Source organism: Paenibacillus barengoltzii NBRC 101215, assembly GCF_004000745.1.
GTDB lineage: Bacteria > Bacillota > Bacilli > Paenibacillales > Paenibacillaceae > Fontibacillus > Fontibacillus barengoltzii.
This window is the reverse complement of sequence record NZ_BILV01000057.1, coordinates 14,299-40,905: the sequence shown is the minus strand read 5'-3', so window position 1 is coordinate 40,905 and position 26,607 is coordinate 14,299. Positions and strand designations below refer to the sequence as shown.

The following is a 26,607-nucleotide window of genomic DNA, read 5'->3' as shown; positions in this document are numbered from 1 at the left end:
GGGCCCGGACCCCGCGCCATGGGCAGCGCTGCTGCCCGGCGTGCGGGGGGCGGCGACGGGGCTGGCGCTCGTCGCCGAGCGGGTCATGCAGCGGGCGGAGGCACTCGCCGCCCCGCTGCGCCGCAAGCCGGACTGACCGCTGGGCATGGTCAGTCCGGCCTCCCGGTGCCGGCGCCTAGAAGCCGCGCTGTAGCATGCGCGTCCCCTTCTTGGCCGCGTCCTCGCCACACCCACCCCGAAATATTCGCTGCGGCCAGCAGGGAAGCGCCAAGGGGCATGTGAGTCCCTAAATTGGAGCTGGATGGCCGCGGAGAACCCGAAGAGGCCGCTTCCTGAGTCGCAGGACGGTTTCATGGGGCTGCAAAATCTGGTATGATTATGAATATTTCGCGGGGAGGAATCATGTCATGAAAATTTTACAACGCTTGAAAGACGGTGCGGGCAAGGTTACCGATCGCGCGCAAAATGTCGTGGAGATTAGTAAACTAAACACTCAAATTTCAAATATCGAACGTGAGCTTGATTTATATTTTCATAAAATGGGCGAAGTGTTCTATGAAGCTTATCGGAAGAAGGATATGGCTGCAGCGGAGAAAGAGATGCTCGAACTGGCCAAAACCTGCGATCTGCTGACGGAGGAACGCGACGAGATTCGGATGAAAATCGCCGAGCTCAAGAATGAGCGCTTATGCGGCGCCTGCGGTCGGAACGTCGCGGAGGATGCCTTGTTCTGCCAATACTGCGGCCATAAGCTGGCCGTGGCGAAGCGAGCCGTTCCAACCGAGCTGCTGAAGCCGGTCCAGGAGCCGGTGAAGTCCCCGGCAGCCAGCGAGGCCGCCGCGAGTGTCGAGCCGCCTGTGATGAAGCAAGTCGAGGTGGACGAGATGGATACGCTGGAGCTTGCTGCGTCCCTTGTTCGGGAGAAAGCGGAGCAGCGGGAGCCAGAGCCCGTATCGGAAGCGGTGAAGCCGATCGATCCTGAGGAAGAAGAGCGTCTCCAGCGCGAGCTGGAGCGGGAACGCAGACGTCAGGAGGAGCTGGATCGCCGTATTCGCAGCTGGAAGCAGGACGCTGTCGCTCCACAACCGGAGAATTTGGATGAACCTGAAGTGATCATCGGCGGAGTGGCTACGGTGAAATGCCAAATCTGTTCGTCGACGCTGGTCAAAGGGACAAAATGGTGCCCGCATTGCGGCTCTGAACAAATCTAGCGTCGTACTGCGGGAACGGCTGGTTGCTTCAAAAAGTTCATCAGGTTGTCAAAAAGTATACTGCCGCAGCCGCACGCTGATTCGTAAGTATAGTTAAGAGCATGCGGTCTACGCCGGTACGGCGGCCCAGGGGCTGGGTTAGGGAATCCCAGCAGCTCCGCAGCTGTCGTGCCGTTTTTCTTATCGCGGGCGCTCGGCTTCAAGTGGATGCGACTGCCTGCTGCAGGAGATGCTATACCGCATAGAACAGGATACAGGAGCGTGCAGCACATGGAATGCATTGTACATTTTGACGTCGTACATAAGGATGAAGTGAAGCACCTGCGCGGATTGCTTTTTCTCGATCAAGGAAAGACGCCAACCGAAGCGGACTATCTGCAAATGTTCGATGAGATGGGATATAAGCTGCGTTTAGAAGATTGGGAGCATCTGGTGTTTAAGCCGACGGAAGCCGGTGCTGATTACAGCGAGATCCGGGTACGCCGCCTTGACACAGGGGAGAAGATGTACAAAGAAGACGGCGAGTTAAAAACGTTGCTCACCCATCTATTGCCGCAGGAGCCGAAGCCGCTGTAAACCAGCTCTGGTGCGGTTAGACGGCACTGCTTCGCGCAGGGCTTTGCAAAGTTTTCACAGAACCCTAAAAGATTCCTCTTTCTCTACCCGGGCGGAATGCGTTATACTTCTAGCATTGTGTGTTATATATGAATCCATGAATTTTCCGTATAAGTGCAGGAATGGGCCTGCACGTCTCTACCTGATCACCGGAAATGATCGGACTACGGAAAGTACCGCCTCGCATGTGCTCGGGAATCAAGGGGATCAGCTTTGGGCTTCTAGCCGTCCTGATCGCTTGGTATTGCTGTTCGGGCTTATTCGGTGCTTTCTAAATTTAAAGTCCATTTCCGTTGAGAAATGGGCTTTTTTGCGTTTAGTTCATGTGATGAATGATTGAAGGAGAGGGGAAACAGGAGTGAAACTGCTAAAAGACAAAGTGATGGCAGAAGGGATTGTTCTGGGCAACCAGGTGCTGAAGGTCGACTCGTTTCTTAACCACCAAATGGATCCGGTGCTGATGAAGGAAATAGGGGCCGAGTTCGCCCGGCGCTTTGGCGAAGAAGGGATTACGAAGGTGCTGACGATTGAATCGTCAGGGATTGCCCCGGCGATTATGACCGCGTTGGAGCTGAATGTGCCGATGATCTTTGCCCGCAAGCATCAATCCTTGACGCTGAAGGACAACATTTTTGTGGAAAAAGTCTACTCGTTCACCAAGCGGGAAACCAACGAGATCACGGTGTCGAAAAAGTTTCTGCATGCAGCCGATCGAGTGTTGATCGTGGACGACTTTTTGGCGAACGGTGAGGCAGCCTTTGGATTGACCCGCATTGTAGAGAAAGCCGGGGCTTCGGTCGCCGGCATCGGGATCGTCATCGAGAAGTCGTTTCAGCCGGGAGGACGGTTGCTTACGGAAGCGGGGTACCGCGTTGAATCGCTCGTTCGGGTGGCCTCGTTGGAAGACGGTGCGGTGACGTTCGTGGAAGAAACACCGAATTATTCATGAGATGAACTATTAAATCGGGGAGGAACCAGATTTTTATGAAACGGGAACGTATTTTTCAGAAACACCGTCATCCGCTTAAAACCTTTTCATTAGGACTGCAGCACGTACTGGCGATGTATGCCGGGGCTGTCATCGTCCCGTTGATCGTTGGGGGAGCGCTTGATTTTACTAATCAGCAGTTGACTTACCTGATCGCCATCGACCTGTTGGCCTGCGGTGTCGCCACGTTGCTTCAAGTCTGGGGCAACCGCCTGTTTGGCATCGGGCTTCCGGTCATGCTGGGCTGCGCATTTCAAGCGGTGTCGCCGATGATTACCATCGGGCTGACCGACGGCGCAGGGGTCTCCGCGATTTACGGCGCAATTATTGCCTCCGGGCTGTTTGTTTTCCTGTTTGCCGGTTTGTTTGGCAAGCTGATTGCGTTGTTTCCGCCGGTGGTTACCGGCTCCGTGGTCACGATTATCGGCGTTACGCTGATCCCGGTGGCGATTACGGATCTTGGCGGCGGCAGTCCAGGGGACAATCCCGACTTTGGGAGTCCGCTGAATCTCGCGCTGGGCTTTGGGGTATTGCTGTTCGTGATTTTGATGAACCGTTTTGCCAAGGGCTTTCTGCGTTCCATCTCCGTCTTGCTGGGGCTGATTGCCGGGACGCTGGTGGCGGCGCTTGCCGGTAAAGTGGATTTGACGCCGCTGAAGGAAGCCAGCTGGTTTCATGCGGTACAACCGTTTTATTTTGGTGCACCTACGTTTCACGCTTCGGCGATTTTGACGATGATTCTGGTCGCGATCGTGAGCGTTGCCGAGTCGACCGGCGTCTTTATGGCGCTTGGCAAAATCGTGGATAAAGAAATTACGGATAAGGATTTGACGCGGGGGTATCGGGCGGAAGGGCTGGCGATCATGCTTGGCGGGATTTTCAACTCGTTTCCGTACACAACGTATTCTCAAAATGTCGGGCTTGTCCAAATGAGCCGGGTGAAAACCCGGGACGTCATCGTAGTAGCCGGTGCGCTGTTAATCTTGATCGGCTTCGTACCTAAGATCGCTGCATTAACGCAGCTCGTGCCGACGTCGGTGCTCGGCGGAGCGATGATCGCGTTATTTGGCCTCGTGTTGTCCTCCGGTGTTCGGATGCTGGGGGACCAAGTGGATTTGAACCGGCATGAAAATCTGCTGATCATCGCTTGTTCCGTCGGCATGGGGCTGGGTGTGACCGTGATGCCGGAGCTGTTCGACCAACTGCCAGCTAAGCTGCAGATTCTGGTGGACAATGGTATCGTTGCCGGCAGCTTTACGGCGATTGTGCTGAACTTGCTGTTTAACGGCTGGAAGGGCCAACGCAAGGCAGCTGAGCTGAATGGGGCTGCTGAACCAAGCGAAACCGCCAAAGCTACCGCATAAAATGTGCCTCGGTCTCGCGGGTGAATTACATCCGTTGCAGCTGTTTTTCTGCGAGTTCGCCGATCCAAGGCAGCTTCAGCCATTTGCCCTGGAGCGCAGCCAGCATCATGACCACCCAAAGGGTAACGCCCAGCACGGTCAAGAGCAGATTGACGACCACGCCGATGACCGGTAGAAAGCCGGACAAGGCATGAGCCAGCATCAACCCGCCAAACAGCATAACCGACTGCAGGGCGTGGAACAGCACGTATCGGCTGCGCTTCTCGAGCACGAGAAACGCAACTCCACCCACAAACGCAAGCAAGTAGCACAGGAAGCCGGCGACATTTTCGTAGAGGCCGGTGGATGATTTAAAAGGGGACATCAGGACGACACCTACTTTCAGGAGAGGATTGTCTTATCCTAAATGTATGACGAGCCCCCTTATGAAAGAACTAGCTCGGCCTGCTTGGGCGCGAACCACTGCTCTAAAATATCGTCTGCAATCACCTCCGCGGCTTCCGGCCGGCGGAGGTTTTCTATTTTTTGGCGAAGCTCGGTTAGCCGGTGTGGATCTTGGAATAGCGCATCGATTTCCTCGGTCAGCTCTGCAGGGGTTCGGGTGATGCAGGCCACGCCCTTTTGGGCCAAATAACGTGCATTATTGAGCTCTTGCCCGGGAACAGGACGATAGACAAACACCGGCAGTCGGCAAGCCAGCGCCTCGGACAAGGTGATCCCTCCCGGCTTGGTTACGATGCAGTCGCATTGTTGCATCAAGGCAGCGACCTGATCAACATATTCCAAGAGGTGCACGTCTGAATGGGGAGGGAGCTGCTCATGCAGTGCACGGTAAAGCTCACGGTTTCTGCCGCAAACGGCGATCACACGGTAATGTTCCAGTGCTATAAACCGCTCTATTACTTCGCGTACCCCCTGCATGGAACCGTAAGCCCCTGCCATCAGCAGGACGGTGGTTTTGTTGTTGGTGTGATTTTTTACGAAAAGCTCTTGAAGTGGACCAGGGAGGCGTTCTTGTCTGTCCGGATGCTGCAAATGAAACTCCGGCTTCACCGGGATGCCGCTGACTCGGATACGTTCCTCGGGGATTCCCCGGCTGACCATTTCTGCCTTCAAGTCCTCGGTGGCGACGTAATAGCGGTCGACTCCGGAGTGGATCCACCGTCCGTGCAGGTCAAAGTCGGTGATGATATTTGCCATCGGCAGGGATTGGCCGGTCCGCTTCAGCAGTCTAGGCATGGCAAGCTGGGGGAAGGTGTGGATGATCAGATTCGGCTGGGCTTGTTGCAGGGTTTGCTGCAGCTTGTTCATGCCCAACGAATTGATGACCTCGAGCAGCGGCGCTTCTTGCGGCATCTGTTTGGTGGCGTTATAGACCCAACCGTAGAGGCCGGGGATGGTTTTGAAGCTCTGCATATATACGAACTTCGTCAGTCCGTTAATCAGCGGATGCGCTTCGGCCATCAGATCAAGCAGTGTAATGTCGGATACGCCTCGGCTTCGCAAGCTGGCTTCCACCGCTTTGGAGGCTTGGTAATGTCCATCTCCGTAGCTGGCATATAAAATCAGAATTTTTGGAGATTGGGAAGTCATGGATGTATCCCTCCTCTTCAAGTCCAGCAATGACATTCAACTGCTTGTAGTTTGCCCCTGCACCCGTTTATAAATAGTATTAGGTGAAGCGGATAAAAAATGTACGATTGGAAGAAAGCTGAAACCTTCTTCTGAATATGTTACAATAAGGGAATAGGAGGTCTTTCCATTACAACTAAATAGCCGGCATAGCTTCATGAATCTGAACCCGCACTTTTCGGCATCGCAAAATCGGAGCATTTACCTTAAGCGTTCTGGGAGGGAATCAGTATGGCAACAAAAGGTCATGATGAAGTGAAAGAAAGTTTACGGGAAATGACCCGAATCTTCAGACCGAAAGATCCGAAGAAGTTCGTGAAAGAATATGTACGCAAGTATCGGATTATGGGCGGCTATGAAGAGGAATTGACCCACCTGGTTGAGCATGAGCTCGGGAAATTGGACTCGTCTGTTTCCTGAAGACCATTTGAATCGAAGCATATTCGCCGTTCCGGCGCCTTGGGCGTTCGGGACGGTTTTTTTCTGCTGTTCCCACATATATTAAACTGACGGGAACATCACGAAATCAATCGTCGTGCGGCAGCGGAAGGAGAACAAGATGTGAAGGTACGCATAAAAACCAAAGAGGAAATCAAGCGGATCCGTGAGGCGGGACGGATATTGGCCGAGTGCCACCGCGAAATCGCCAAAATGATCGGACCGGGAATTACGACCCTGGAAATTGATGCTTTCGTAGAGTCGTTTCTGGCGAAGCGAGGAGCTAAGGCGGAGCAGAAGGGATACCACGGCTTTCCGTTTGCGACATGTGCGTCGGTTAATGACGTGGTTTGCCACGGGTTCCCGGGCGATCGGAAGCTGGCGCTAGGAGACATCGTCACAATCGACATTGTCGTAGGCAAAAACGGCTGGATGGCCGATTCCGCCTGGTCTTACCGGATCGGTCAAGTGAGCGCTGAGGCGGAGAAGCTGTTGACGACCACCGAGCGGGCGCTCATGGCTGGCATTGCGCAGGCCGTCCCCGGCAACAAGATCGGGGATATCGGATATGCGGTGCAGCACGTAGCGCAGGCCGCGAACATCGGCATTGTGAAGCCGCTCATCGGCCACGGCATCGGCCAGTCGATGCACGAAGCGCCGGACGTGCCGAACTTCGGCCGGCCGCGCACGGGAGTGACGCTGCGACCGGGGATGGTGATCACGATCGAGCCGATCTTCACCGGCGGGGAAACCGGTGCGGTGTTGTGGGAGGACGACGGCTGGACGATTCGTACCGCGGATGGCAGCCTTGGCGCGCATTATGAACACACGCTGGCGATCACGGAGGATGGACCGTTGGTATTGACCAACGGGGAATAATGTGGACGAAGAGAGCGGAAGCTCTCTTTTTCTTTTGTTCTAACGGAACATAGAGCCGTTATTTGGCCAGTAGGCCGGCGCCTTGATTTCTAATGGAACCAGGAGACCTTATTTGGAGCGGGGATGGGGAATTGGCAGCCCATAACGTGGAATAAGGTCATCTGGTTCCGTTACAGCGGGAAATAGCCGGGAAATGTGTAAATAAGGTCGCTACGTTCCGTTAGAGTTACATGTTTCGCAGCAAACCACTCGTTTCTCACTATTTCAACAAGTTTAGCGCCGCAGATCGCACCACCACGTTCCCCCATAGCCACTTTTTTCTACTACTCGCAGCACGGCAATGTAACTCTCTGCAGCACAACTTCAAACTCCCAGACTCCCCCTGCATGCACCCGTACAGCCACCGCACAGCTCCCACGTCTTCATGCCTAACCTGAAGAATGTTTAAATTTCTTCTGCTGAAATGAAATAAAGTTTGAAGAAATGTCAAAAATGAAGCAGAGCAGGCAATCGTCACAATTCACCGAGTTTTGTTCAAAATTGGCAGCCTTTTCACTTGGTGTCGAACTGGGGAAAACGTTCACAAAACCTTTTGTGGTGCGGGTTTTCGGATTTTTGAACAATTTGTGAACTGCCCCTGAATCATTGACAAACGAGGGGTTCAATCATATATTTAATAGGTGATTGTTGTAATTGACAGGAATGTAGTTTCCGTGATAGACAGGTAGATTTTTGAGCTGCGCAGGCTGGAAATCTCTGTGATGCTGCGGAAGAAAACGTAAGAAGTGGGGTAGATCAATGATGAAACCTTGGAAGGCTGTTAAGCGGCTAGTACCTTTGTTTGCCATGCTAGCGTTGCTCTTGTCCGCATGCGGCCGTGAAGACCTGTCCGTGCTCAGACCACAGGGTCCAGTAGCTGAAGGGCAGCTCGGATTAATTAAACTGTCGATTACGATCATGATTGTAGTCATGCTGATCGTATTCGGGATCGCGGCTTACGTGTGGATCAAGTATCGCCGTAAACCGGGGCAAAACGACATTCCCAAGCAAGTTGAAGGCAACCATAAGCTGGAGATCATCTGGACTGCCATTCCGTTGGTTCTGGTTCTGATTCTGGCGGTTGCAACGGTGCAGAAAGTTTTTGCCTTTGGCGAAGATTATTCGAAGGATGCCAATGCGGTGAAGGTTAAAGTCACTTCGCATTTGTTCTGGTGGGAGTTCACCTATCCGGATTACGGCATTACGACTGCCCAGGATATGATTATCCCTACGGGCAAGAAGATTGCGCTTGAGTTGAAGACTGCTGATGTGCTGCACTCCTTCTGGGTGCCTTCACTCGGCGGCAAAACGGATACGAATACGGACGGAACGATTAACAAAGCTTGGTTAGAAGCCACGAACGAAGGGGTTTACCTCGGGAAGTGCGCCGAGCTGTGCGGGAAATCCCATGCTTTCATGGAGTTTAAAGTCAAGGCGGTTAGCCCAGAGTCGTTTGACCGTTGGGTTGAAGCGATGAAGGCGCCGGTACAAACAATTCAGGATCCAGCCGTTGCGGAAGTATTTAAGACGCAATGCTTGAGCTGCCACGCGATCGGTGATCAAGGCGGGCCACTGGGACCGAACTTGACGGGGATCGGCAGCAGAGAGACGGTTGCGAGCATTTTACATAATGCAGAAGCGTCCGGCAAACCGATCGACGGCAAACCGGTTAAGGATAATTTGGTGGAATGGCTGACGGATCCGCAAAAGGTAAAACCGGGTAACAAAATGCCAAATCCGAAGGAAGATCTCGGATTAACGGATGCTGAAATCGAAGCCATCGCCGACTACTTGGCTAACAGCAAATTATCTTATTAATCTTGCGTGCCTCTATGGACGGCATAGATGGATAGGAATTAATAGAGGGGGTACAAACCTTGGCTCATGCTCACACTGTCAAGCGGCACAAGGGGTTAATGGACTGGTTGACGACGGTCGATCACAAGAAAATCGCCATTTTGTATTTAGTGGCGGGCGGTTTGTTCTTTGGGATCGGCGGCATCGAAGCATTGCTGATCCGCGTGCAGCTGGCAAAACCGATGAATGATTTTGTATCGGCACAGCAATTTAACGAATTGATTACGATGCACGGCACAACGATGATTTTCCTTGGCGTTATGCCGGTAATCTTCGCCCTGATGAACGCGGTTATCCCGCTGCAAATCGGGGCTCGGGACGTCGCGTTCCCTTTCTTGAACGCTCTCGGATTTTGGACATTCCTGTTTGGTGGACTGCTGCTGAACCTGAGCTGGTTAATGGGCGGTGCACCGGATGCAGGCTGGACCTCGTATACGCCGTTGTCGAGTACGACGTACAGCTTGACACACGGGGTTGACTTCTACACGATCGGCTTGCAGATCGCTGGTCTGGGGACGCTGATCGGCGGTATTAACTTCCTAGCGACGATCATTACGATGCGTGCGCCGGGGATGTCCTTTATGCGGATGCCGATGTTTACTTGGACCACATTTGTAACGTCTGCGATGATCTTGTTCGCTTTCCCGGCGATCACGGTAGGTCTCGTTCTGTTGACGTTTGACCGGATTCTCGGCGCAAACTTCTTTAATGTAGAAAGCGGCGGCAACCCGGTATTGTGGCAACATATTTTCTGGATTTTCGGACACCCTGAAGTTTACATTTTGATCTTGCCAGCGTTTGGGGTCATCTCCGAAGTTGTAAGTACGTTCTCGCGTAAGCGGTTGTTTGGTTATAGCTCGATGGTGTTCGCTACGATCCTGATCGCCTTCCTGGGCTTCATGGTTTGGGCGCACCATATGTTTACGACAGGGATGGGGCCGGTGGCCAATGCGCTGTTCTCCATCGCTACGATGCTGATCGCCGTTCCGACGGGGATCAAAATCTTCAACTGGTTGTTTACGATGTGGGGCGGCCAAATCCGCTTTACGACGGCCAACCTGTTCGCTTCCGGTTTTATCCCAACGTTCGTTATGGGTGGGGTTACCGGGGTAATGCTGGCTTCGGCGCCAGCAGACTATCAATACCATGATACTTACTTCGTCGTAGCGCACTTCCACTACGTTATCGTAGGTGGTCTGGTTCTGGGCTTGTTCGCCGGACTACATTACTGGTGGCCGAAGATGTTTGGCCGCGTCTTGAATGAGAAGCTTGGCAAATGGGAGTTCTGGACGTTTATTATCGGCTTCCATATGACGTTCTTCGTACAGCATTTCCTTGGCTTGCTAGGGATGCAACGCCGCGTCTTTACGTATTTGCCGAACCAAGGCTTTGACCTGTTGAACTTGATCAGTACGATCGGTGCCTTCTTGATGGGCGTTGGGGTGATCTTGTTCCTGGTGAATATTGCAATTACGGCAAGACAACCGAAGGGCGTTCCGGGTGATGTCTGGGAAGATGGACGTACGCTGGAATGGTCGATTGCTTCTCCGCCAGAGGAATACAACTTCAAGCAAATTCCGCTGGTTCGCGGGATTGATGCTTTCTGGAAAGAGAAGATGGCTGGCAACAAAGAAATGACGCCGGCGGAGCCGGTTGGTCCGATTCATATGCCTTCGCCGACGATTCTTCCATTTATAATGTCGGTAGGTTTGTTTATTGCTGGTCTGGGCTTTATGTTCGCGAACGATGATTTTGGTAACGGTGCGATGAACTTCCTGTTCAACAATTACATCGTAGTTGGCCTCGGCTTAGCGATTACGTTCTTGTCGATGCTGCTCCGTTCCTTGTTTGACGATCACGGCTGGCACATCGAACCGGATGAACTGAATGGGAAGGAGGTCAAAGCATGAGTGCACCAAACACATCGCATGTAGCAGGTACGCTGCCGCACGAACCAGAGAAGGCAACGCTGGAAGGCCGTAATAAAATTTTGGGCTTCTGGTTATTCCTTGGGGGCGAGGCCGTCCTGTTTGGTACCTTGTTTGCAACCTTCCTTACCTTGCGGAATCAAATCGCCGATGGCCCGTCCGCTAGTGAGCTGTTTAATTTGGGGATGACGGCCGCTGCAACCTTTATCCTCTTGGTCAGCAGTTTGACGAGTGTGTTCGCCATTCAAGCGATGCACCGCGGAGACAAAGGGAAGCTGGCAGGCTGGCTGGCTGTAACTGTTCTGCTTGGCCTGGCCTTCCTTGTGCTGGAGATTTATGAATTTGCTGAGTATGTCCTGCATGAAGACTACGGCATGACCACAAGTGCGTTCAGTTCGGCGTTCTATACGCTGGTAGGCTTCCACGGCGCGCACGTGTTGTTCGGGATTTTGTGGATTTCCTTGCTCATTGGGCAACTCTTCAAAAAAGGTCTGACCGTCGTCACGGCACCGAAGATTTACGTGTCGGCTATTTACTGGCACTTCATCGACGTTGTCTGGGTGTTCATTTTCACGGTTGTCTACCTGCTCGGAAAGGTGGTCTAACGGATGGTCAATCAGGAATCAAACGGTTCACCGACGGTAAAGCACCGTCAGCGGCATGAAGGTCCGGAGAAACACATTGTCGCGTTTATTTTCTCCATCGTTCTGACCTTGATCGCTTTTGCAGCGGTTGCAGCCGGCGGAGTGAATACCGCGTTCACCGTCATTTTGTTGCTGTTGATGGCGGTACTGCAGGTGCTGGTTCAATTAGGTTACTGGATGCACATGAAGGATAAGGGCCATTTGATCCCGATCATCTTCATGGCTGGTGGATTTTTCGTTGCATTTACCGCGATTATTGCCGCTTTATATTGGATGTGGTGGTAAGAGAAGAAGAGGAGGCTCTCGCCAGATGGCGGGCCCCCTCTTTTGCGGGTTCAACTGCATAGTTAAGATAGGTATAGCACAAAAACGGTACCTTCCCGCTTGGGATGCTGTCACCGTTTTTGTCGTATTTACCCCCTTGTTCACAATTTGGACAGAACTAAGCGCGCTGCGGAAGGAGGGTTTGCCGTGCTGGGGTTAGAATATTTTAATTTCACAGCGGTCTGGAGTCCGGTTTTCTTGGCTTTCATGCTGCTGGTGACAGCCGGATATTTTGTGTTGATTGGGCCGGGCGCTGAGAAATGGGCTGAAGGTGATGTCCACGTTCCCGTGGGACGGAAAGTGTTGTTTGTCACCGGGATGCTGTTGCTTTATCTAGCACAAGGCGGTCCGGTGGAACTGCTCGGCCATATGATGTTCAGCTTCCATATGCTCAGCATGGCGATGTCCTATCTGTTGGCGCCGCCGCTGTTAATGCTGGGGCTGCCCCCTTGGGTTTGGCGCCGTGTGACAGCGTTTCTGGCTTCAAGCCCGCTCAGAGTATTGAAGTTTTTGGCTCGCCCGGTGGTGGCAGCTGTCGTGTTTAACGGGTTGTTTTCGTTTTATCATCTGCCGGTCGTGCATGACTATGTGATGCTTCATTTTGGCGTGCATCGAGTGTACTATGTCATTTTGTTTATCGCCGCAGTTCTCATGTGGTGGACGCTGGTCAATCCGTTGCCTGAGCGGGCAGGAGTTCAGGGCCTGAAGAAAATGGGCTTTATCTTCCTTAACATGGTGCTGCTCACACCAGCCTGCGGCTTAATTATTTTTGCGGACGAGCCGCTGTACGCGACTTACAGCGATCCGGCTGTCTGGGCGCGGGCGATGGGGTATTGCGTGACTGGAGACCCGGCGCAGCTGCTTCGTCAGTTCGGCGGACCGCAATTTTTTGGCTACTTGCAGCCGAACATCGATCAGCAGGTTGGTGGAATCCTGATGAAGTTCATTCAGGAATTCATCTTTGCGTCGATGCTGGCGTACGTGTTTTATCATTGGTACAAGCAGGAAAACCGCGAGAATGACCAGGAAGAAGCGGAAGGGGCTGCTTTGTCTAACTCTACGCTGAATCCACCTCCGCCTCAGACCGGATCTTAAGTCAACGGGATGGGAGGCCGGCCGGCGATCTTGGGTTGGAAGGCTATCTCACAAAACGTTTAGGGGGATGCAAATTGGATCTGTTCACGTTATTTCCGACGCTTAGCACATCATTTATCGTCATTAGTGCCGTGCTGGTAGCGATCGGGTGGGGGCTTATCATTAAAGGGAAACGGGAAGCTCACAAGAAGACGATGATTGCGGCGGCTGTGGCTGCGCTTCTGTTCTTCCTGATCTATATGTCGCGAACTGTATTTATCGGCAATACGTCGTGGGGCGGACCGGATAGCCTCAAAGGCTATTATCAGACGTTCCTCACCTTCCATATCGTTCTAGCGACCGTTGCAGCCGTATTTGGCATCACCACATTGGTGCTTGGCTTTAAGGAGAAGTACGCCAAACACCGCAAGTGGGGACGGGTCACCTCGGTCATCTGGTTTTGCACGGCGATTACGGGGGTTGTCGTTTATGTGCTGCTGTATTTGCTGTATCCAGGCGGCCATACGAAGCCGGTATGGGAAGTTATTTTGGGTATGTAAATCATCGTAAGTATACTGGATCTATCTACGGCCAATGGCCGATTCGTAAAGAATCGCGCTGTTGGCTTTTTTTTGTGGATGAAAGAAGCATTGACATCGAAATAAGCACAGATTATACTGTGTATAAAGATATAAACAGTAAGCACAGTGGCCATCATATCCTGTCGATGATCGAAGGATGAAGATGGGAATGAAAGAGGTTGATGAACGATGGATAGTTGGAAAGGCGCTTGGGTGATTTTCAGAAGAGATTTGCAAAGTGATCGGATGTATCTCATTTGGAATGTCATCTTTATGCTGTACATTGCGCTGATGCTCGGCATCTTTATTGGAACACAAGAGCATGTCCAGTACGTGATGAATCCGATGAGCGACTTCCTCATGTTGATCATGGTTCCTTTCACAGGTTTCTTTTTTACTCGGCGGTCATTTAACTATATTCGGGAAAATTCGTATACCCAAATGCTGAGATATTATCGCGTGTTGCCAATTTCGGTGAAGACGGTGCTGAGAAGCAGGCTGATTCAACTGGGAGCGGCGATGCTGCTCAACGGGATTCTGTTCTACGGCGGCCTTTATCTGGTCACGTATCTGATGGATAGTATGGTGTGGGATTTTGGAGCCTTTCTTGTGTTTTGCTTCACCTGGACGGGATACAGCTTACTGATTAACGGATTGTTTATTTATTGCGAGCTTCTGATGAGCGGCAAAGTATATTTAGGGTTAACATTCCTGCTCATGCTGTTGCTGGCGGGAGCCGCTTTTGTCATGAATTGGCTTGACGTCAACCTGCTGGCGTTCATCTTGGAAAACTCCCGGCGTTACACCATACTCTCACCAATGATGTGGTGCTCCATAGCTGTCGGCGGTCTCGGGTTCACTTACCTGTTATCGCTGACGCGGCGAAGACTAATGAAGCGGGATTTGACTTAAGGATGGCAGAGAAATACGGGAGTAAGGCGGAGGTGAGCAAGAAAGGTGTGGATTCCCATTCAAATCAACGAAAATAGTGCAGCGCCGCTGTATCATCAAATTGAGTCGCAGCTTCGCTCCCTAATCGTCAGCGGCCAAATCGCAGAAGGTACGTTGTTACCTTCGATTCGGGAATTCGCCGGCGCCTTAAACTGCAGCGTCATTACCGTCCGCCGGGTCTATCAAGATTTGGAGGCGGAGGGACTGCTTCGGACGCGGCAGGGAACAGGAACGTTTGTCGCCAAGGTCGGCGCGGACGAACGGGATGAATACCGCACCGCTGTAGTGAAGGAAGCGTTGGAGAAGGCGGTAGATACCGGAAAATCGATGCAATACGGGGCGGAAGAGTTGAAGCAGCTATTTTTGCAGGTTATGCAACAGAAATATAACTCAAATCCAGACAAGGAGGGGACGGATGAATGACACAACCGATGGCGATTGAGCTGATTGGAGCGCTGAAACGGGGACGCCGTAAAACGATCGGGCCGTTACATTTGCAAGTGCCGAAGGGGTATATCGTGGCTCTCGTAGGGCCTAACGGCTCTGGCAAAAGCACGATGATGCAATTAATTCAGCAAATGCTGCAGCCAGATGCGGGGGAAATTCGTTGGTTCGGCCAGTCGTGCTCCGGTGAGTTGCCCCTTGAGCTGCGCCAACAAATCGGATATGTCTCGGAAGCGCCCGAACCGGAAGAAAATTATATGACCGCCGAGCGCGCAGCGGAGTTCCGATCACAATGGTATCCAACTTGGGATCAGCAGCTCTTTGAGGATCTCATGAACCGGTTTGACGTCCCGAGAAATGAACGGTTAAACCGGATGTCCAAGGGGGAGCGGCGGAAATACGAGATCGCGGCAGCGTTGGCTGCCCGGCCGAAGCTACTATTGCTCGACGAGCCCTCCTCAGGGCTGGATCCCTTCGCATGGAAGGGCATGATCGACGAGCTCCGGGACTTTATGGAGGGCGAGGACATGACGATCTTGATCGCGACCCATATCGTGGAGGAAGTGAAGCGGCTGGCTGACTACATTGCTTTGATTCACCAGGGGAAGATACTCGGAATGGCCGAGAAGGATCAGTTATTTAGCAGCTGGAAGGAGATTTGGATCCGCAGCAGCGATTGCTCGCCGGGCGACCTGCCCGAGGGAACGATTCTTCGCGTAGATGGACCGCAGGTGACGAAGCTGATCGTTCAAGAGCAGTACGAAGGAGAACTGCAGCAGAGTCTAGCCGCCAAAGGCCTGCAGGTGATGCAAACCCGCAGCCTCGAGTTAGATGAGATTTTGCAGTTGTGGATTCAAGGGCATTCACCGGCGAAGCTGGTAACCCCATCCACGGCGACATTGGTTTAATCGCATCAATTATTTTGTAGCGAAGAAGGAGAGGGAATATGGCGAAACCATTGGTACTGGACAATGTCATGAAGCAGTTTGGCGAGAAAACGGCGGTCAACAACATTTCGCTTCAGGTAGAGGAAGGCGAGATTTACGGTTTGCTGGGCGCCAACGGTGCTGGGAAGACGACAACGATGCGGATGGTGCTGGGGTTGATCTATCCGGACGGCGGACAAATTCTGTACAACGGCAAGCCTTACAGCCGGGAGCTGCAATCGCAAATGGGGTATTTGCCGGAGGAACGCGGGTTGTATCCAAAGGTGAAGGTCAGCGACCAAATCATCTACCTGGCCCGCTTGCGCGGCATGTCTGCAGCAGAGGCTGACAAGAGCCTGAAATACTGGCTCGAGCGATTTGAAGTGCCGGAATACTACGATAAGAAAATTGAGGAGCTGTCCAAAGGCAATCAGCAAAAAATGGGCTTTATCGCCGCGGTTGTTCATAAACCTAAAATTGTTATTATGGACGAAGCGTTTAGCGGCTTGGACCCGGTTAACGTCGAGCTGCTGAAGGCGACGGTGAAGGAGCTGCGCGATCAAGGCACCAGCATTCTGTTCTCCACTCACCGGATGGAGCATGTGGAGGAGCTGTGCCGGAACATCACGATTTTGCACCGTTCAAATACCGTGCTGCAGGGCAATCTGCAAGAGATCAAAAAACGTTATCCTCGCGAAGAAGTGCTCCTGCATACAGCCGGAGAAGTAACAGGGCTCGAGCGGATCGCAGGCGTGGAGAAGGTGGAGCGGAAAGAACGCGGCTATCTGGTACGGATCTCGCAGGTATCGGCAGCACAAGAGATTTTGCGTAGAGCGATGGAGGTCAGCGAAGTAGAGCATTTTGAAATTAAGGAGCCTACGCTGAATCAGATCTTTATTAAAGAGGTAGGTGAATCCAATGAATAAAATGGGGACGGTCGTTGGCTTTACGTTCATGAATAAAGTGCGTACAAAATCTTTTATCATTACGACGCTGGTCTTGGCGCTGCTGGTGACGATCGGGCTGCATGTGCCTTATTTTATCGATAAATTTACCGGCGGGGATGATCAACCAACGAAGATTGGCCTTGTGTACGAAGGGCAACCGGAGTTGGCGAAGTCGCTGGAAGCCTATACAGAGAAGCAGCCGGCAGCAGGCTACACGTTGGTTCCTTACGAGCAAGCGGACAAAGCCAAGCTGCAAGCGGCAATTGAAGCCGGGGAGATCGATGGGTATCTGCAGTTTGCTGAAGGAGACGGCGGTGTCTTCCCAGCAGTAACCTACACCTCGAAGAAAGACAGCTTGGGAATGGGGCTGCAAAATGCGCTGCAAGCGGCACTCCAGAACGTCAAGGCGGAGTATATCACGAAAGGCATGCTGACAGAAGAGCAAATCGCTGCGTTAAGCACGCCGATCCAAATCAATGCGGTGAAGGCTTCACCGGATTCTGGTGCGGGCGAAGGCGGCAATCCGACGGAAGCGATGGGGGCAATTAATTACGTTATCGTATATGTACTCATCATCCTGTTCTTCATGACCATAATGATGACGGGGAATATGATCTCGGCGGAAGTCACTGCAGAGAAAAGCTCGCGCATTATGGAGATTCTTATCACCAGCGTATCGCCGCTCGCGCAAATGTTCGGGAAGATTATTGGGATGTTTTTTATCGGGCTGCTGCAAATTGCTGTTTTTGCCGCAGTGATTGCGATTAATATCTCGCTGCCGTACAACCAGCCGGTGTTGGCGGATTTCAATCTGCATCTGTCTGATATCCGCGTGGAAGTATTAGTGCTTGGCCTAGTATTCTATATTTTGGGTTACTTCTTGTATGCTACACTGTTTGCCGCGGTCGGCTCGCTGGTCAGCCGGACCGAAGAGCTGGGGCAAGCGGTGATGCCGATTACGATGCTGTCGCTGGCGGCATTCTATATCGGGATCTTCAGCTTGGGCACGCCTAACTCGCTGCTCATGAAGGTCAGCTCCTTCATCCCGTTCGTTTCACCGGTGTCGATGATCGTACGGATTGGCCTCGGGGAGCCGCCAATTTGGGAAATTGCGGCTTCGCTGATCGTCCTGGCTATTGCGATCTTCGTGTTCGGCTGGCTGTCGGCGAAGATTTACCGCACCGGTGTCCTGCTGTACGGTAAGCGTCCAACCTTCAAAGAGCTGCGCAAAGCAATGAAAGCCTATAAGATCTAGTTCATAAGTGCAATAAGCCTTGGTAGACTGATGTTCGTCTATCAAGGCTTTTCTTTTAAGCAAAGTTATGTGGTGCAAGGCACATCAGATGCTGAACCGTCATTATTTGGGGAAAATCGCTTTACAGGTTGGTGAAGACTTCACAGCCTGATTGTCAATGTTAGATAGAAAACCAATGCATAGAACTAACGGGATACCTGAGCAGAGGCTTTCTGCGATCAGCGGAGCGCCTCTTTTTTTTTCTTGGTCACGTCAAGTTCACACGGCAGACACATCACTGCTTTATACTTGGTTTTGCAAGGAGAAATGGAGGTGCCGACCGAGTTCATAGAAGGGGAATGAATAGGCTAGAATAGGAGCAAGGTGATGTCGGGATGAAACGAAGTATATTGCTGGTGGAAGACGACGCACTGATGCGTGAGTTTATCACCGATTATTTTAAAAAAGAACAATGGGAAGTCCACGAAGCCGAGAACGGCCGCATCGCGCTGGACATTTTCGAGCAGACCCCTGTTGATCTGGTCGTGCTGGACATCATGATGCCTGAAATGGACGGTTGGTCCGTCTGCCGGCGAATTCGCGGCAAATCGGATGTACCGATCATCATTATGACGGCTCGAACCGAGGACGACGATCAGCTGCTCGGATTCGAGCTGGGCGCCGACGAATATGTGACAAAGCCGCTGAGCCCCCGGGTGCTCGTCGCCCGCGCCACGGCCTTGATGAAACGAAAGGAAGGCACGGTTGGCCGGACCAGCGAGGTGCAAGTGTTCGGCGACTTGTCGATCAATCGCGAAGCACATGTCGTGGCCGTCAAAGGGACCGCGGTGAATTTAACGCCCAAGGAGTATGAGTTGCTGATCTTTCTGGTCAAGCATGCTGGCAAGGTGTTAACCCGGGAGGCCATTTTGGATGCGGTCTGGGGATACGATTATTTGGGCGACTCACGTACCGTGGATACCCATATCAAAAAATTAAGAGCCAAGCTGGGAGACGAAGGTCGGTACATCGTTACCGTGATCCGGTCAGGCTATAAATTCGATGTGAACATATGAGAAGGCATAGCGTTGTTTTTAAGTTGTTCATTGTCACTTCGGTGCTGGTGTTATTGGCCTTCTCGGTCGTCATGGTGGCTGAAGGCATGTTCTTCGAGCGCTTCTATCGGGAGACCAAAATCAACCGGTTGGTCGAGAGCATGCGGAGCTTTGCCAAGCAGTTCAGCGAGCATCCCAACGATGACCAGCAAGTCTCCCGGCTGTTAGGCGAATACATGAACCGGCACGACGCCAGTATCGCTATATTAAGTCGAGAATTTGTGCAGCTTCACTATGAACCTTATTATATCGATTTGCAGACGTTAAGCGGGAAGAAGATCAAGGTCGTCATTCCGACGGAAGGGACAACCTGGGAAGAGATTCCGAAATTTGTGAAAGGCGATCAGCTGACGGTCGACGGGATGTTTATGGATCAGCTGGATACGATTATGAATCCCGTGGAGATTCATTTGTCGGCAGAAGCGAGTCGTGAGCCTGATCTCGGGCTGGTGCGGGTGGAAGGCAAGGTAGAGGATCTGTTGCTGCCGGAGCCCCATTCTCGCTCATATAATCCGTTTTATCAGGATTCGTTGATCGATGATGCGGTTCAAGCTTGGAGAGAGCAAATTTACAGAACTAATTCCTCCGAAACGGAGCTGCTTCAAGAGGGACTCGTTCGATTCGAATGGCGGGATCCGTGGAGCGGTGTCGAGTACGCTGTACTGCTTCAGCCGCTCGCCAACGAAGAGCAGAGGGGTCCGCATTACATGATCGCATTAAGCTCATTGCAGCCGGTTGGAGAAGCCGTGGACATTCTTCAAAATTATGTGATTGTGCTGGCTCCGCTGATCCTTGTGCTGGTCGTTCTGCTGTCCCTGATCTTTTCGCGGCTGGTGTCCCGTCCGTTGCTTGCCTTGAATCGTACGGCTGCCCGCCTGGCGGAGTTGGATTTCTCTGTAGTGCCGGAAGCTCGGTCCAAGGACGAGTTCGGCGAGCTGTCCCGCAATCTGGCCCGGCTGTCGCGCAATTTGGACGAAGCGTTGAAGGAGCTGACCCTGGCTAATCGTCAATTGCAGCAGGATGTAGAGGAGAAGCGGAAAGCAGAGGAGCTGCGCAAAGAGCTCGTCGCCAACATATCTCACGAGCTGAAAACACCTCTAGGCATCGTTAAGGGGTTTGCGGAAGGGCTGCAGGACGGAGTGGCAGACGACAAAAAAGAGCGTTATCTGGCATTGATCGTCAGCGAAACCGATCGAATGAACGCCTTGATTATGGATATGCTGGAGCTGTCCAAATTTGAGGTGAAGAAGATCCAACTGCAACCGCGCAGCTTCTCCTTGTCCCGCCTCGTCAAGCGGGTAGCCGAGTCCTTTGATCAGCAGCTGGAAGCCAAGGGGCTTCAAATCAAGTTGACACTTAGTTATGAGAAAAGCGGACTGCATTCATCCCATGTGGAGGAGATGACGGTTTGGGCCGATCCGAGACGGATTGAGCAGGTAGTCCTGAACTTACTAAGCAACGCCGTTCGCCACGCCCGGGAGGAAAGCATCATCTGCATTGAACTGCATCGGGAAGTGAATGGAAAGATCACGGCGACGATCGAAAATGTAGGCCCCACGATTCCTGAGGCGGATCTGGCCCGGATTTGGGACCAATTTTACCGGGCAGAACGTTCGAGGGACCGCAAATCCGGCGGGACCGGGCTGGGGCTGGCGATCGTGAAGCATATTTTGGAGCTGCATGGCAGTGAATACGGTGCTCGGAATACGGAGCAAGGTGTAGCGTTCTATTTTACCTTAGCCCATCAAGATCACATAAACGGAGGAGAAACTCATGATGAAAAATAAAACACTGGTACTTTTGATGGCAGCTCTGACTGCGGTATTGATGCTGAGCGCATGCGGGAATAAATCATTAAGTGGAGCGCCGCAAGAGCCAACAACAAACGACAATTCTGCCAATACGTCTGATGATAACGCCAGCACGGAGAATGCGGCCAACGGCGACATTCTGATCGTCATCGATCAAACCCCGAAACCGCTGGCTGAAGGGGGAAGCTTTGACTTCACGGTCAAAAAAGCACCGGAAGGCTACATGCTGAAGGAGATCCATTGGACATCCGAGAAAAACAACATCGTAAATACGTTGGAGGAAGCCATTAAGCATGGTCAAGAAGGCGGAAACGGATTCTATATCAGCGGTAACGGACAGTTTATGGGCTTCATTTATCCTGACGAAATGAAAGACGAAACTGGCAAGGTCACCTTTGTTTTCGCGAATGATCAAGGTAAGGAAGTGACCTGGGAGAAAGAAATTACGTTAAAATAAAAAGAAGACCCAAGCCATCATTGGAATGAATGGAGGCTTGGGTCTTCTTTTTGGAAATGCACAACGGTGTACCGTTCGGCTTAAGCCTTGACAGCTCCTTGCGTAATCCCACTAATGATCCATTTCTGCAGGAACAGATAAACGATAACCATCGGCAGCAACGCCAGTAAATAGGAGGCGAAGGCCAAATTATAGTCCGTGCTGAATTGGCCTTGGAACACGTATTGCACGAGCGGCAGTGTATATTGAGTTGGATCAGCCAGCAAAATGAGCGGCAACAGGAAGTCGTTCCACGTTGACAGGCAGGACAGAATCACAACTGTAGCGCTGATTGGCGCTAGCAGCGGGAAGATGATCCGCCAGAAGGTCCCCCAGGTTGACGTCCCGTCGACGGTTGCGGCTTCCTCCAGCTCAATAGGTATGGAGCGAATGTAACCGACATACACGAAGACGTTAAACGGCAGACCATAAACGATATATAGGAGGATCAGGCCGGGAATGTTGTTCATGCCTAAGTCCGTTGTTACTTTAACAACAGGCAGCATAATAATTTGAAACGGAATGAACATCGCGCTTATAAAGTAAAGGTAAAGCCCTTTAAAGAACTTGCGGTTCATATTCCGGGCGATCGCATAAGAGACCAGCGAGTTGGTCAATAGAATAAACACAACCGATACGGCAGTAATGACAAAGCTATTGCCAAGGGCTTGAAAGAAATTGGTAGCTTCGATGGCCCGTTTAAAGTTGCTGAAATGGAGGCCAGTCGGCAATGAGAATATCGACGCCGCCATTTCCTCCGGATTTTTCAAAGCGATGCTCACGGTCATATATAGCGGGAACAAAATGAAAAGGGAGCCAAGCGCAATGAGTATCGTTGCGAGCCAATTGGTTTTCTTAGTCATAGTTGATCCAACTCCCGTCTTTGTAGAACTTTAATCTGGAACAGAGAAATGGCGACGATCACGATAAAGTAGATGACCGCATTTGCTGATTGATAAGCGAATTCACCGCCAGTAAAGCCACCTTGGTAAATCAATAACGCGATCGATCGGGTGGCTGTACCCGGTCCGCCTCCGGTTAATGCAACGATTTGGTCAAATACCATTAATCCGCCCTTCATGGCCAGGACCATGTTGATGGTGAAGAACGAGGCCAGCATTGGAAAAGTGATTTTCCAGAACTCTTTCCATTTGGAGGCACCATCGAGACTCGAAGCTTCGTACAGGTCGGCAGGAATTGTCTGCAAGCCGGCCAAGTAAAGAATCGTATTATAGGCTATGGCCTGCCAAACTCCGACGATGACGACACCAACCCAGGCCCAGTCAGGTTTTCCAAGAAGGTTAATCGAGAGAAAATCGCTACCTAACTTCTCGCCCAAGATCGGGAAGGCGTTGGAGAACAGGTAGTTAAAAATATAACCGATGATCAACACACCAAGGACGTTTGGCAGAAAATAAAAGGCGCGAAAAAAGTTTTTAGCCTTAATTTTCGCATTAAGTCCCAGTGCAATTAACAAGCTGAGTACGTTAATCAGGATCGTGGCTGTAATCGCATATTTGAACGTAAAGATATATGAATCCAGGACATTCGAATCCTTAAATACATTAATAAAATTCTTCAGACCGATGAAATCATAACTTTTGCTGAAGCCGTCCCAGTTTGTGAAAGCATAGAAAATGCCTTGAAGCGCTGGATAGGTGTGAAAAGCAAAAAATAACACGAGAGCGGGTAAAGTCATCCAATAAAAGGCCGTACGGCGTTTCGTCATGTTTATTCCTCCTTAAGAAATGCTTGAATCCTTAGTTACTAGTAAACGTTTACGTACCCTTGAAAAAAAGAACGTGAGCGAGCACTTAGATCATTGACCATCAGGCTATCGCTTACGTTTTTGGATTATGGATATCCCGCTTGTCATGGGAGCTAATCGCCCGTACCGTCTGTCTTTCGACGATGGAATGGGCTACGATGCAGCTGCTTTCGGCTTTCCCCGTTTTGATCATGTGAATCAGTTTCTGAGAGGCTAGATTGCCCATATCGTACAATGGTTGTCGTACGGTAGTCAAAGGGGGAACCGACATCTGGGCCAGCTTCAGATCATCGTATCCGATAATGGACAACTCATCAGGCACCTTAATCCCATACTTGGCAGCTACAGAGATTGCAGCAATTGCCATCTCGTCGCTCGCTGCAAAGATGGCGGTGATATCAGGGGCCCGGCTTAAGAGTTCTTCCATCGCTTTATAGCTTACGTCGAATAAGAAATCTCCATAGGCGATATAAGATTCGTTAATCGGTATGCCGTGGTTCTCAAGGGCTTTCTTGTAACCTTCAATTCTTGGAATCCCGGCGATCGTATCGTGCTTAGTACCGCTCAGCAAAGCGATTTTGCGATGGCCGAATCGAATCAAATACTCTACGGCATCATAAGCGGCCTGAAAATCGTTGACCTTGATATACGGTACATGATCATAGCCGGATTCCGTCGAGACGAGGACATAGGGAATTCGCATTTGCTGAAGTGTCTGATAGTATTCTTCTTTCAGGACTTCGCTGGAAAAGATCAAACCATCAACCTGCTTCTCACGCAATACCTGTAAGTATTTGAGAGTCCGCTTTCCGTCTGAATCGGTATTGCATACCATAACGCTGTATCCGTTATCCTGAGCAAAGTCCTCCACACCGTGGAGAATCTCAGAAGAGAACAGGCTTGATACAGTCGGAAACATCACGCCGATCGTCTGGGTTTTCTTATTGATCAGTCCCCGGGCGATGGCGTTAGGCTGATATCCGATTTCCTCGATGGCTCGGTAAACCTTGGCTTTCGTTTGATCCGAATAGCCTTGCAAATTATTGAGTACACGGGATACGGTGGCTATAGAGACATTGGCCTTTTTGGCAACATCTTTGATGGTAGGGTTCATGATATTACCCGCCTCATTCGTTTCAATTTTGTCCTACTATTTTCGTAGACGAACGTAAACGCTTACTCGATTTTAGAACTTGTGCTCGTATTTGTCAACGATATTTTTAGGAGAAATGGGGCTAGAGGCCTGCAGATAAAGGTGGTTAAAATTGGGTGGCCAAAAGAGCATTGACAAACCTATCACACAGGGATATATTTAGGTAAGCGTTTACGTTCCGAGCGTTGGATTTTGAATGAGCGCAAATGGATAACTATTGGCTTACACTTGTCATAGTTCGTAAACGTTTACCTTGCAGGTTCCCATTCATTTATGAAACCAAAGCAAAGAGGTGAAGTCAGGAACTAGGTGAAGTCAATGCAGTGTTCAGATTTATTTCCGAAGAGGGGCTTAAAGTAGGGACTAAAGGATACATATTGAACATGGAGTAAACGTTTACGTATCCTCGTAACTTCTATTTTCTGTCCTAAGTCAATGATGAAAATTTTATGTTCAGGGGGACAAAACACGATGAAAAAAATCATAGCACCCGTATTAGCAGGGTTAATGGCCATCTCGATGCTTAGCGCTTGCGGTAATGGTGGAGGGAATAACGCAGGAACGGCATCCAACAACGGATCAACTGCCACTTCCGACAAGCAAGTTGAAATCGAATTTTTCCAAAATAAAACGGAAGCGAAGGATACCTTCGACAAGCTGATTGCGAAGTTTAACGAAGCGAACCCTAATATCAAGGTGACGCAAGTAAACCCGCCTGACGCGGAAACCGTATTGAAGACAAGAGCGGCAAAGGATGAAATTCCGGATGTTGTAGGTATGGGGGCAACGGATACTTACAAATCGTTGGCTGCCGGCGGAGTGTTCAGAGATTTCACAGGCGACGAGCTTCTCTCCTCGATTCAACCTGCTTATATTCAAATGATGAACGATTTGACCGGAACGGATGTAGTTAACGGCATCCCATTCTCGGCGAACGCCAGCGGCGTGATTTATAACAAAGCGATCTTTGCTGAAGCAGGCGTGGAAGTTCCAACAACTTGGGATGAGTTTATTGCTGCGGCAGAGACGTTCAAATCTCAAGGGATAAATCCTTTTTATCTGACCTATAAAGATGCATGGACCGTGTTAGTGCCGTTCAATGCTTTGGAACCAAGTATCGTGGGTACGGAAATCTTCAAACAACGCCAAGAGGGTTCGGTGAAGTTTGCTGACGCCTTTAAAGAAGTGGCTGAGAAACAGTTGAAGCTTCTGGACTACGGGCAAAAAGACATTTTTGGCAAAGGTTATAATGATGGAAATGCCGGGTTCGCTAAAGGCGAGTCTGCAATGTATATGCAAGGGGTATGGGCAATTCCGGAAATTCAGAAGGCGAACCCTTCCATCGAGCTGGGCGTGTTCCCGATGCCGGCCACCAATGACCCGACGAAGAACAAAGTCATTTCCGGCGTGGATACGCTGTTGACGGTTGCTAAAAATACCAAACATCCGGAAGAAGCTATGAAGTTTGTCCAATTCTTGCTGGAACCGGAAAATGTACAACAATATATCGATGAACAAAAAGCGTTCCCGGCGATCACCGGCGTATCGCAAAGTGATCCAATTATGGACGGTTTCAAAGAAGCCTTTGCAGCTGGACAAATCTCTGATTTTGCGGATCACTATATTCCAAGTGCCATGAAGCTTGACGCTTTGGTTCAAGAGTTCCTGCTTAAGAAGGATGTCAATGCATTCCTGAAAAACTTGGATACGGAATGGGATAAAGTTGCCAATCGGAAATAAGCCGAATATGTAATCATGCTGAAGGGCGGAGATTAGTCTCCGCCCTTTTTGTATTTCGCTCACCGTGCAAGGTTGACGAGGGGGTGACTTTCATCTATTATGTATACCCGTGGGGGTATCCGCTTGAACGAGATGTCAGGCACGATGAATGATGGAAAGGAGTGCAGGACATGGCTGAGGAACATCTCTATGCGGAAGAAGTCAAACGGAGATTGAAACGAATCGAAGGTCAGGTGCGCGGAGTGCTTCGTATGATGGAGGAAGGGAAGCCCTGCAAGGAAGTGGTAGTTCAGCTTTCTGCAGTGCGGAGTGCTACGGATAAGGCTTTGGCCCAGATCGTTGCGGATAACTTGCAGCAGTGTATCTTGGAGGAGCAGGCTCAAGGGGGCGACACCGCCCATTTGGTGAAGGAAGCGGTAGAGCTGCTGGTCAAGAGCCGGTAATTTGA

General features: G+C 51.0%; 27 protein-coding genes and 1 riboswitch. Of the genes, 22 read left to right on the top strand and 5 right to left on the bottom strand.

Annotated elements, in window-relative coordinates:
* The first annotated feature begins 407 nt into the window (after positions 1-407).
* The 4 genes from PBA01S_RS16025 (at position 408) to PBA01S_RS16010 (ending at position 4,178) form a co-directional block, all read left to right on the top strand.
* Positions 408-1,211 carry a zinc ribbon domain-containing protein gene (locus PBA01S_RS16025; RefSeq protein WP_085279499.1) on the top strand — a complete coding sequence of 268 codons (804 nt, stop codon included), beginning with the start codon at positions 408-410 and terminating at the stop codon, positions 1,209-1,211.
* 270 nt (positions 1,212-1,481) lie between these two features.
* Positions 1,482-1,787 carry a hypothetical protein gene (locus tag PBA01S_RS16020; RefSeq protein WP_127576330.1) on the top strand — a complete coding sequence of 102 codons (306 nt, stop codon included), beginning with the start codon at positions 1,482-1,484 and terminating at the stop codon, positions 1,785-1,787.
* Between the two features lie 125 nt (positions 1,788-1,912).
* Positions 1,913-2,013, top strand: a riboswitch (purine riboswitch).
* Between the two features lie 171 nt (positions 2,014-2,184).
* Positions 2,185-2,775 (top strand): xanthine phosphoribosyltransferase, encoded by a 591-nt coding sequence (locus PBA01S_RS16015; protein ID WP_127576329.1) that lies wholly within the window; start codon positions 2,185-2,187, stop codon positions 2,773-2,775.
* Between the two features lie 35 nt (positions 2,776-2,810).
* Complete coding sequence (locus tag PBA01S_RS16010) at positions 2,811-4,178, top strand: nucleobase:cation symporter-2 family protein (RefSeq protein WP_028538081.1); 1,368 nt, start codon at positions 2,811-2,813, stop codon at positions 4,176-4,178.
* A gap of 25 nt (positions 4,179-4,203) precedes the next feature.
* Here the strand turns inward: PBA01S_RS16010 and PBA01S_RS16005 are convergent, their stop codons facing one another.
* Positions 4,204-4,542 carry a DUF4870 domain-containing protein gene (locus PBA01S_RS16005; protein WP_028538080.1) on the bottom strand — a complete coding sequence of 113 codons (339 nt, stop codon included), beginning with the start codon at positions 4,540-4,542 and terminating at the stop codon, positions 4,204-4,206.
* A gap of 59 nt (positions 4,543-4,601) precedes the next feature.
* Positions 4,602-5,771: an MGDG synthase family glycosyltransferase gene (locus PBA01S_RS16000; RefSeq protein WP_127576328.1), complete on the bottom strand. Its 1,170-nt coding sequence runs from the start codon at positions 5,769-5,771 to the stop codon at positions 4,602-4,604.
* 270 nt (positions 5,772-6,041) lie between these two features.
* Here PBA01S_RS16000 and PBA01S_RS15995 point away from each other — a divergent pair, with 270 nt between their 5' ends.
* The 16 genes from PBA01S_RS15995 to PBA01S_RS15920 all read left to right on the top strand — a co-directional run bounded on the left by PBA01S_RS15995 (position 6,042) and on the right by PBA01S_RS15920 (position 21,459).
* Entirely contained in the window at positions 6,042-6,230 is a 189-nt protein-coding gene (locus PBA01S_RS15995) for a hypothetical protein (protein ID WP_009224055.1), read from the top strand.
* A gap of 141 nt (positions 6,231-6,371) precedes the next feature.
* Positions 6,372-7,127: a type I methionyl aminopeptidase gene (map, locus tag PBA01S_RS15990; RefSeq protein ID WP_028538078.1), complete on the top strand. Its 756-nt coding sequence runs from the start codon at positions 6,372-6,374 to the stop codon at positions 7,125-7,127.
* Positions 7,128-7,925: 798 nt separating this feature from the next.
* Positions 7,926-8,984 carry a cytochrome c oxidase subunit II gene (gene coxB, locus PBA01S_RS15985; RefSeq protein WP_016313618.1) on the top strand — a complete coding sequence of 353 codons (1,059 nt, stop codon included), beginning with the start codon at positions 7,926-7,928 and terminating at the stop codon, positions 8,982-8,984.
* A 98-nt stretch (positions 8,985-9,082) separates the two neighbouring features.
* Entirely contained in the window at positions 9,083-10,933 is a 1,851-nt protein-coding gene (gene ctaD, locus PBA01S_RS15980; RefSeq protein ID WP_051135009.1) for a cytochrome c oxidase subunit I, read from the top strand.
* Positions 10,930-11,556, top strand: coding sequence for a cytochrome (ubi)quinol oxidase subunit III (locus tag PBA01S_RS15975; protein WP_016313616.1), 627 nt, complete (start codon positions 10,930-10,932; stop codon positions 11,554-11,556). The genes ctaD and PBA01S_RS15975 overlap by 4 nt, the downstream gene beginning before the upstream one ends.
* A gap of 3 nt (positions 11,557-11,559) precedes the next feature.
* Entirely contained in the window at positions 11,560-11,880 is a 321-nt protein-coding gene (locus tag PBA01S_RS15970) for a cytochrome C oxidase subunit IV family protein (protein ID WP_028538077.1), read from the top strand.
* 186 nt (positions 11,881-12,066) lie between these two features.
* Positions 12,067-13,014 (top strand): cytochrome c oxidase assembly factor CtaG, encoded by a 948-nt coding sequence (gene ctaG / locus PBA01S_RS15965; protein ID WP_028538076.1) that lies wholly within the window; start codon positions 12,067-12,069, stop codon positions 13,012-13,014.
* A gap of 74 nt (positions 13,015-13,088) precedes the next feature.
* Positions 13,089-13,553 (top strand): DUF420 domain-containing protein, encoded by a 465-nt coding sequence (locus tag PBA01S_RS15960; RefSeq protein WP_016313612.1) that lies wholly within the window; start codon positions 13,089-13,091, stop codon positions 13,551-13,553.
* A 210-nt stretch (positions 13,554-13,763) separates the two neighbouring features.
* Entirely contained in the window at positions 13,764-14,486 is a 723-nt protein-coding gene (locus PBA01S_RS15955) for a hypothetical protein (RefSeq protein WP_127576327.1), read from the top strand.
* A gap of 45 nt (positions 14,487-14,531) precedes the next feature.
* A complete protein-coding gene (locus PBA01S_RS15950) occupies positions 14,532-14,948 on the top strand; it encodes a GntR family transcriptional regulator (protein ID WP_016313610.1) in 417 nt (138 codons plus the stop codon).
* Positions 14,945-15,877, top strand: a complete 933-nt coding sequence (locus PBA01S_RS15945; RefSeq protein ID WP_085279494.1) for an ABC transporter ATP-binding protein — start codon at positions 14,945-14,947, stop codon at positions 15,875-15,877. Before PBA01S_RS15950 ends, PBA01S_RS15945 begins: the two co-directional genes overlap by 4 nt.
* A 38-nt stretch (positions 15,878-15,915) precedes the next feature.
* Positions 15,916-16,821, top strand: a complete 906-nt coding sequence (locus tag PBA01S_RS15940) for an ABC transporter ATP-binding protein (protein WP_009224066.1) — start codon at positions 15,916-15,918, stop codon at positions 16,819-16,821.
* Positions 16,814-18,097 carry an ABC transporter permease gene (locus tag PBA01S_RS15935; RefSeq protein WP_085279493.1) on the top strand — a complete coding sequence of 428 codons (1,284 nt, stop codon included), beginning with the start codon at positions 16,814-16,816 and terminating at the stop codon, positions 18,095-18,097. Before PBA01S_RS15940 ends, PBA01S_RS15935 begins: the two co-directional genes overlap by 8 nt.
* A gap of 374 nt (positions 18,098-18,471) precedes the next feature.
* Positions 18,472-19,152, top strand: coding sequence for a response regulator transcription factor (locus tag PBA01S_RS15930; RefSeq protein ID WP_127576326.1), 681 nt, complete (start codon positions 18,472-18,474; stop codon positions 19,150-19,152).
* Positions 19,149-20,978 (top strand): sensor histidine kinase, encoded by a 1,830-nt coding sequence (locus PBA01S_RS15925; RefSeq protein WP_028538071.1) that lies wholly within the window; start codon positions 19,149-19,151, stop codon positions 20,976-20,978. The genes PBA01S_RS15930 and PBA01S_RS15925 overlap by 4 nt, the downstream gene beginning before the upstream one ends.
* Positions 20,968-21,459: a hypothetical protein gene (locus PBA01S_RS15920; protein ID WP_028538070.1), complete on the top strand. Its 492-nt coding sequence runs from the start codon at positions 20,968-20,970 to the stop codon at positions 21,457-21,459. Before PBA01S_RS15925 ends, PBA01S_RS15920 begins: the two co-directional genes overlap by 11 nt.
* Positions 21,460-21,539: 80 nt before the next feature.
* On the opposite strand, the gene PBA01S_RS15915 is transcribed toward PBA01S_RS15920, so the two are convergent.
* The 3 genes from PBA01S_RS15915 to PBA01S_RS15905 all read right to left on the bottom strand — a co-directional run bounded on the left by PBA01S_RS15915 (position 21,540) and on the right by PBA01S_RS15905 (position 24,380).
* The gene (locus PBA01S_RS15915; RefSeq protein WP_085169593.1) at positions 21,540-22,361 is read right to left on the bottom strand and encodes a carbohydrate ABC transporter permease; all 822 of its coding nucleotides are present in this window, start codon (positions 22,359-22,361) and stop codon (positions 21,540-21,542) included.
* Positions 22,358-23,227, bottom strand: coding sequence for a carbohydrate ABC transporter permease (locus PBA01S_RS15910; protein ID WP_016313602.1), 870 nt, complete (start codon positions 23,225-23,227; stop codon positions 22,358-22,360). Before PBA01S_RS15910 ends, PBA01S_RS15915 begins: the two co-directional genes overlap by 4 nt.
* Before the next feature lie 112 nt (positions 23,228-23,339).
* The gene (locus tag PBA01S_RS15905) at positions 23,340-24,380 is read right to left on the bottom strand and encodes a LacI family DNA-binding transcriptional regulator (protein WP_085169594.1); all 1,041 of its coding nucleotides are present in this window, start codon (positions 24,378-24,380) and stop codon (positions 23,340-23,342) included.
* Between the two features lie 510 nt (positions 24,381-24,890).
* Between PBA01S_RS15905 and PBA01S_RS15900 the strand changes: the two genes are divergently transcribed.
* The gene (locus PBA01S_RS15900) at positions 24,891-26,159 is read left to right on the top strand and encodes an ABC transporter substrate-binding protein (protein ID WP_127576325.1); all 1,269 of its coding nucleotides are present in this window, start codon (positions 24,891-24,893) and stop codon (positions 26,157-26,159) included.
* A 170-nt stretch (positions 26,160-26,329) separates the two neighbouring features.
* Positions 26,330-26,602: a metal-sensitive transcriptional regulator gene (locus PBA01S_RS15895; RefSeq protein ID WP_036699430.1), complete on the top strand. Its 273-nt coding sequence runs from the start codon at positions 26,330-26,332 to the stop codon at positions 26,600-26,602.
* Positions 26,603-26,607: the final 5 nt, after the last annotated feature.

Coding starts and splice junctions, on each gene's coding strand:
- PBA01S_RS16025 (WP_085279499.1), top strand. CDS start 408: ATGAAAATTTTACAACGCTTGAAAGACGGTGCGGGCAAGGTTACCGAT.
- PBA01S_RS16020 (WP_127576330.1), top strand. CDS start 1,482: ATGGAATGCATTGTACATTTTGACGTCGTACATAAGGATGAAGTGAAG.
- PBA01S_RS16010 (WP_028538081.1), top strand. CDS start 2,811: ATGAAACGGGAACGTATTTTTCAGAAACACCGTCATCCGCTTAAAACC.
- PBA01S_RS16005 (WP_028538080.1), bottom strand. CDS start 4,542: ATGTCCCCTTTTAAATCATCCACCGGCCTCTACGAAAATGTCGCCGGC.
- PBA01S_RS16000 (WP_127576328.1), bottom strand. CDS start 5,771: ATGACTTCCCAATCTCCAAAAATTCTGATTTTATATGCCAGCTACGGA.
- PBA01S_RS15995 (WP_009224055.1), top strand. CDS start 6,042: ATGGCAACAAAAGGTCATGATGAAGTGAAAGAAAGTTTACGGGAAATG.
- coxB (WP_016313618.1), top strand. CDS start 7,926: ATGATGAAACCTTGGAAGGCTGTTAAGCGGCTAGTACCTTTGTTTGCC.
- ctaD (WP_051135009.1), top strand. CDS start 9,083: ATGGACTGGTTGACGACGGTCGATCACAAGAAAATCGCCATTTTGTAT.
- PBA01S_RS15975 (WP_016313616.1), top strand. CDS start 10,930: ATGAGTGCACCAAACACATCGCATGTAGCAGGTACGCTGCCGCACGAA.
- PBA01S_RS15970 (WP_028538077.1), top strand. CDS start 11,560: ATGGTCAATCAGGAATCAAACGGTTCACCGACGGTAAAGCACCGTCAG.
- PBA01S_RS15955 (WP_127576327.1), top strand. CDS start 13,764: ATGGATAGTTGGAAAGGCGCTTGGGTGATTTTCAGAAGAGATTTGCAA.
- PBA01S_RS15945 (WP_085279494.1), top strand. CDS start 14,945: ATGACACAACCGATGGCGATTGAGCTGATTGGAGCGCTGAAACGGGGA.
- PBA01S_RS15940 (WP_009224066.1), top strand. CDS start 15,916: ATGGCGAAACCATTGGTACTGGACAATGTCATGAAGCAGTTTGGCGAG.
- PBA01S_RS15935 (WP_085279493.1), top strand. CDS start 16,814: ATGAATAAAATGGGGACGGTCGTTGGCTTTACGTTCATGAATAAAGTG.
- PBA01S_RS15930 (WP_127576326.1), top strand. CDS start 18,472: ATGAAACGAAGTATATTGCTGGTGGAAGACGACGCACTGATGCGTGAG.
- PBA01S_RS15925 (WP_028538071.1), top strand. CDS start 19,149: ATGAGAAGGCATAGCGTTGTTTTTAAGTTGTTCATTGTCACTTCGGTG.
- PBA01S_RS15920 (WP_028538070.1), top strand. CDS start 20,968: ATGAAAAATAAAACACTGGTACTTTTGATGGCAGCTCTGACTGCGGTA.
- PBA01S_RS15915 (WP_085169593.1), bottom strand. CDS start 22,361: ATGACTAAGAAAACCAATTGGCTCGCAACGATACTCATTGCGCTTGGC.
- PBA01S_RS15910 (WP_016313602.1), bottom strand. CDS start 23,227: ATGACGAAACGCCGTACGGCCTTTTATTGGATGACTTTACCCGCTCTC.
- PBA01S_RS15905 (WP_085169594.1), bottom strand. CDS start 24,380: ATGAACCCTACCATCAAAGATGTTGCCAAAAAGGCCAATGTCTCTATA.
- PBA01S_RS15900 (WP_127576325.1), top strand. CDS start 24,891: ATGAAAAAAATCATAGCACCCGTATTAGCAGGGTTAATGGCCATCTCG.
- PBA01S_RS15895 (WP_036699430.1), top strand. CDS start 26,330: ATGGCTGAGGAACATCTCTATGCGGAAGAAGTCAAACGGAGATTGAAA.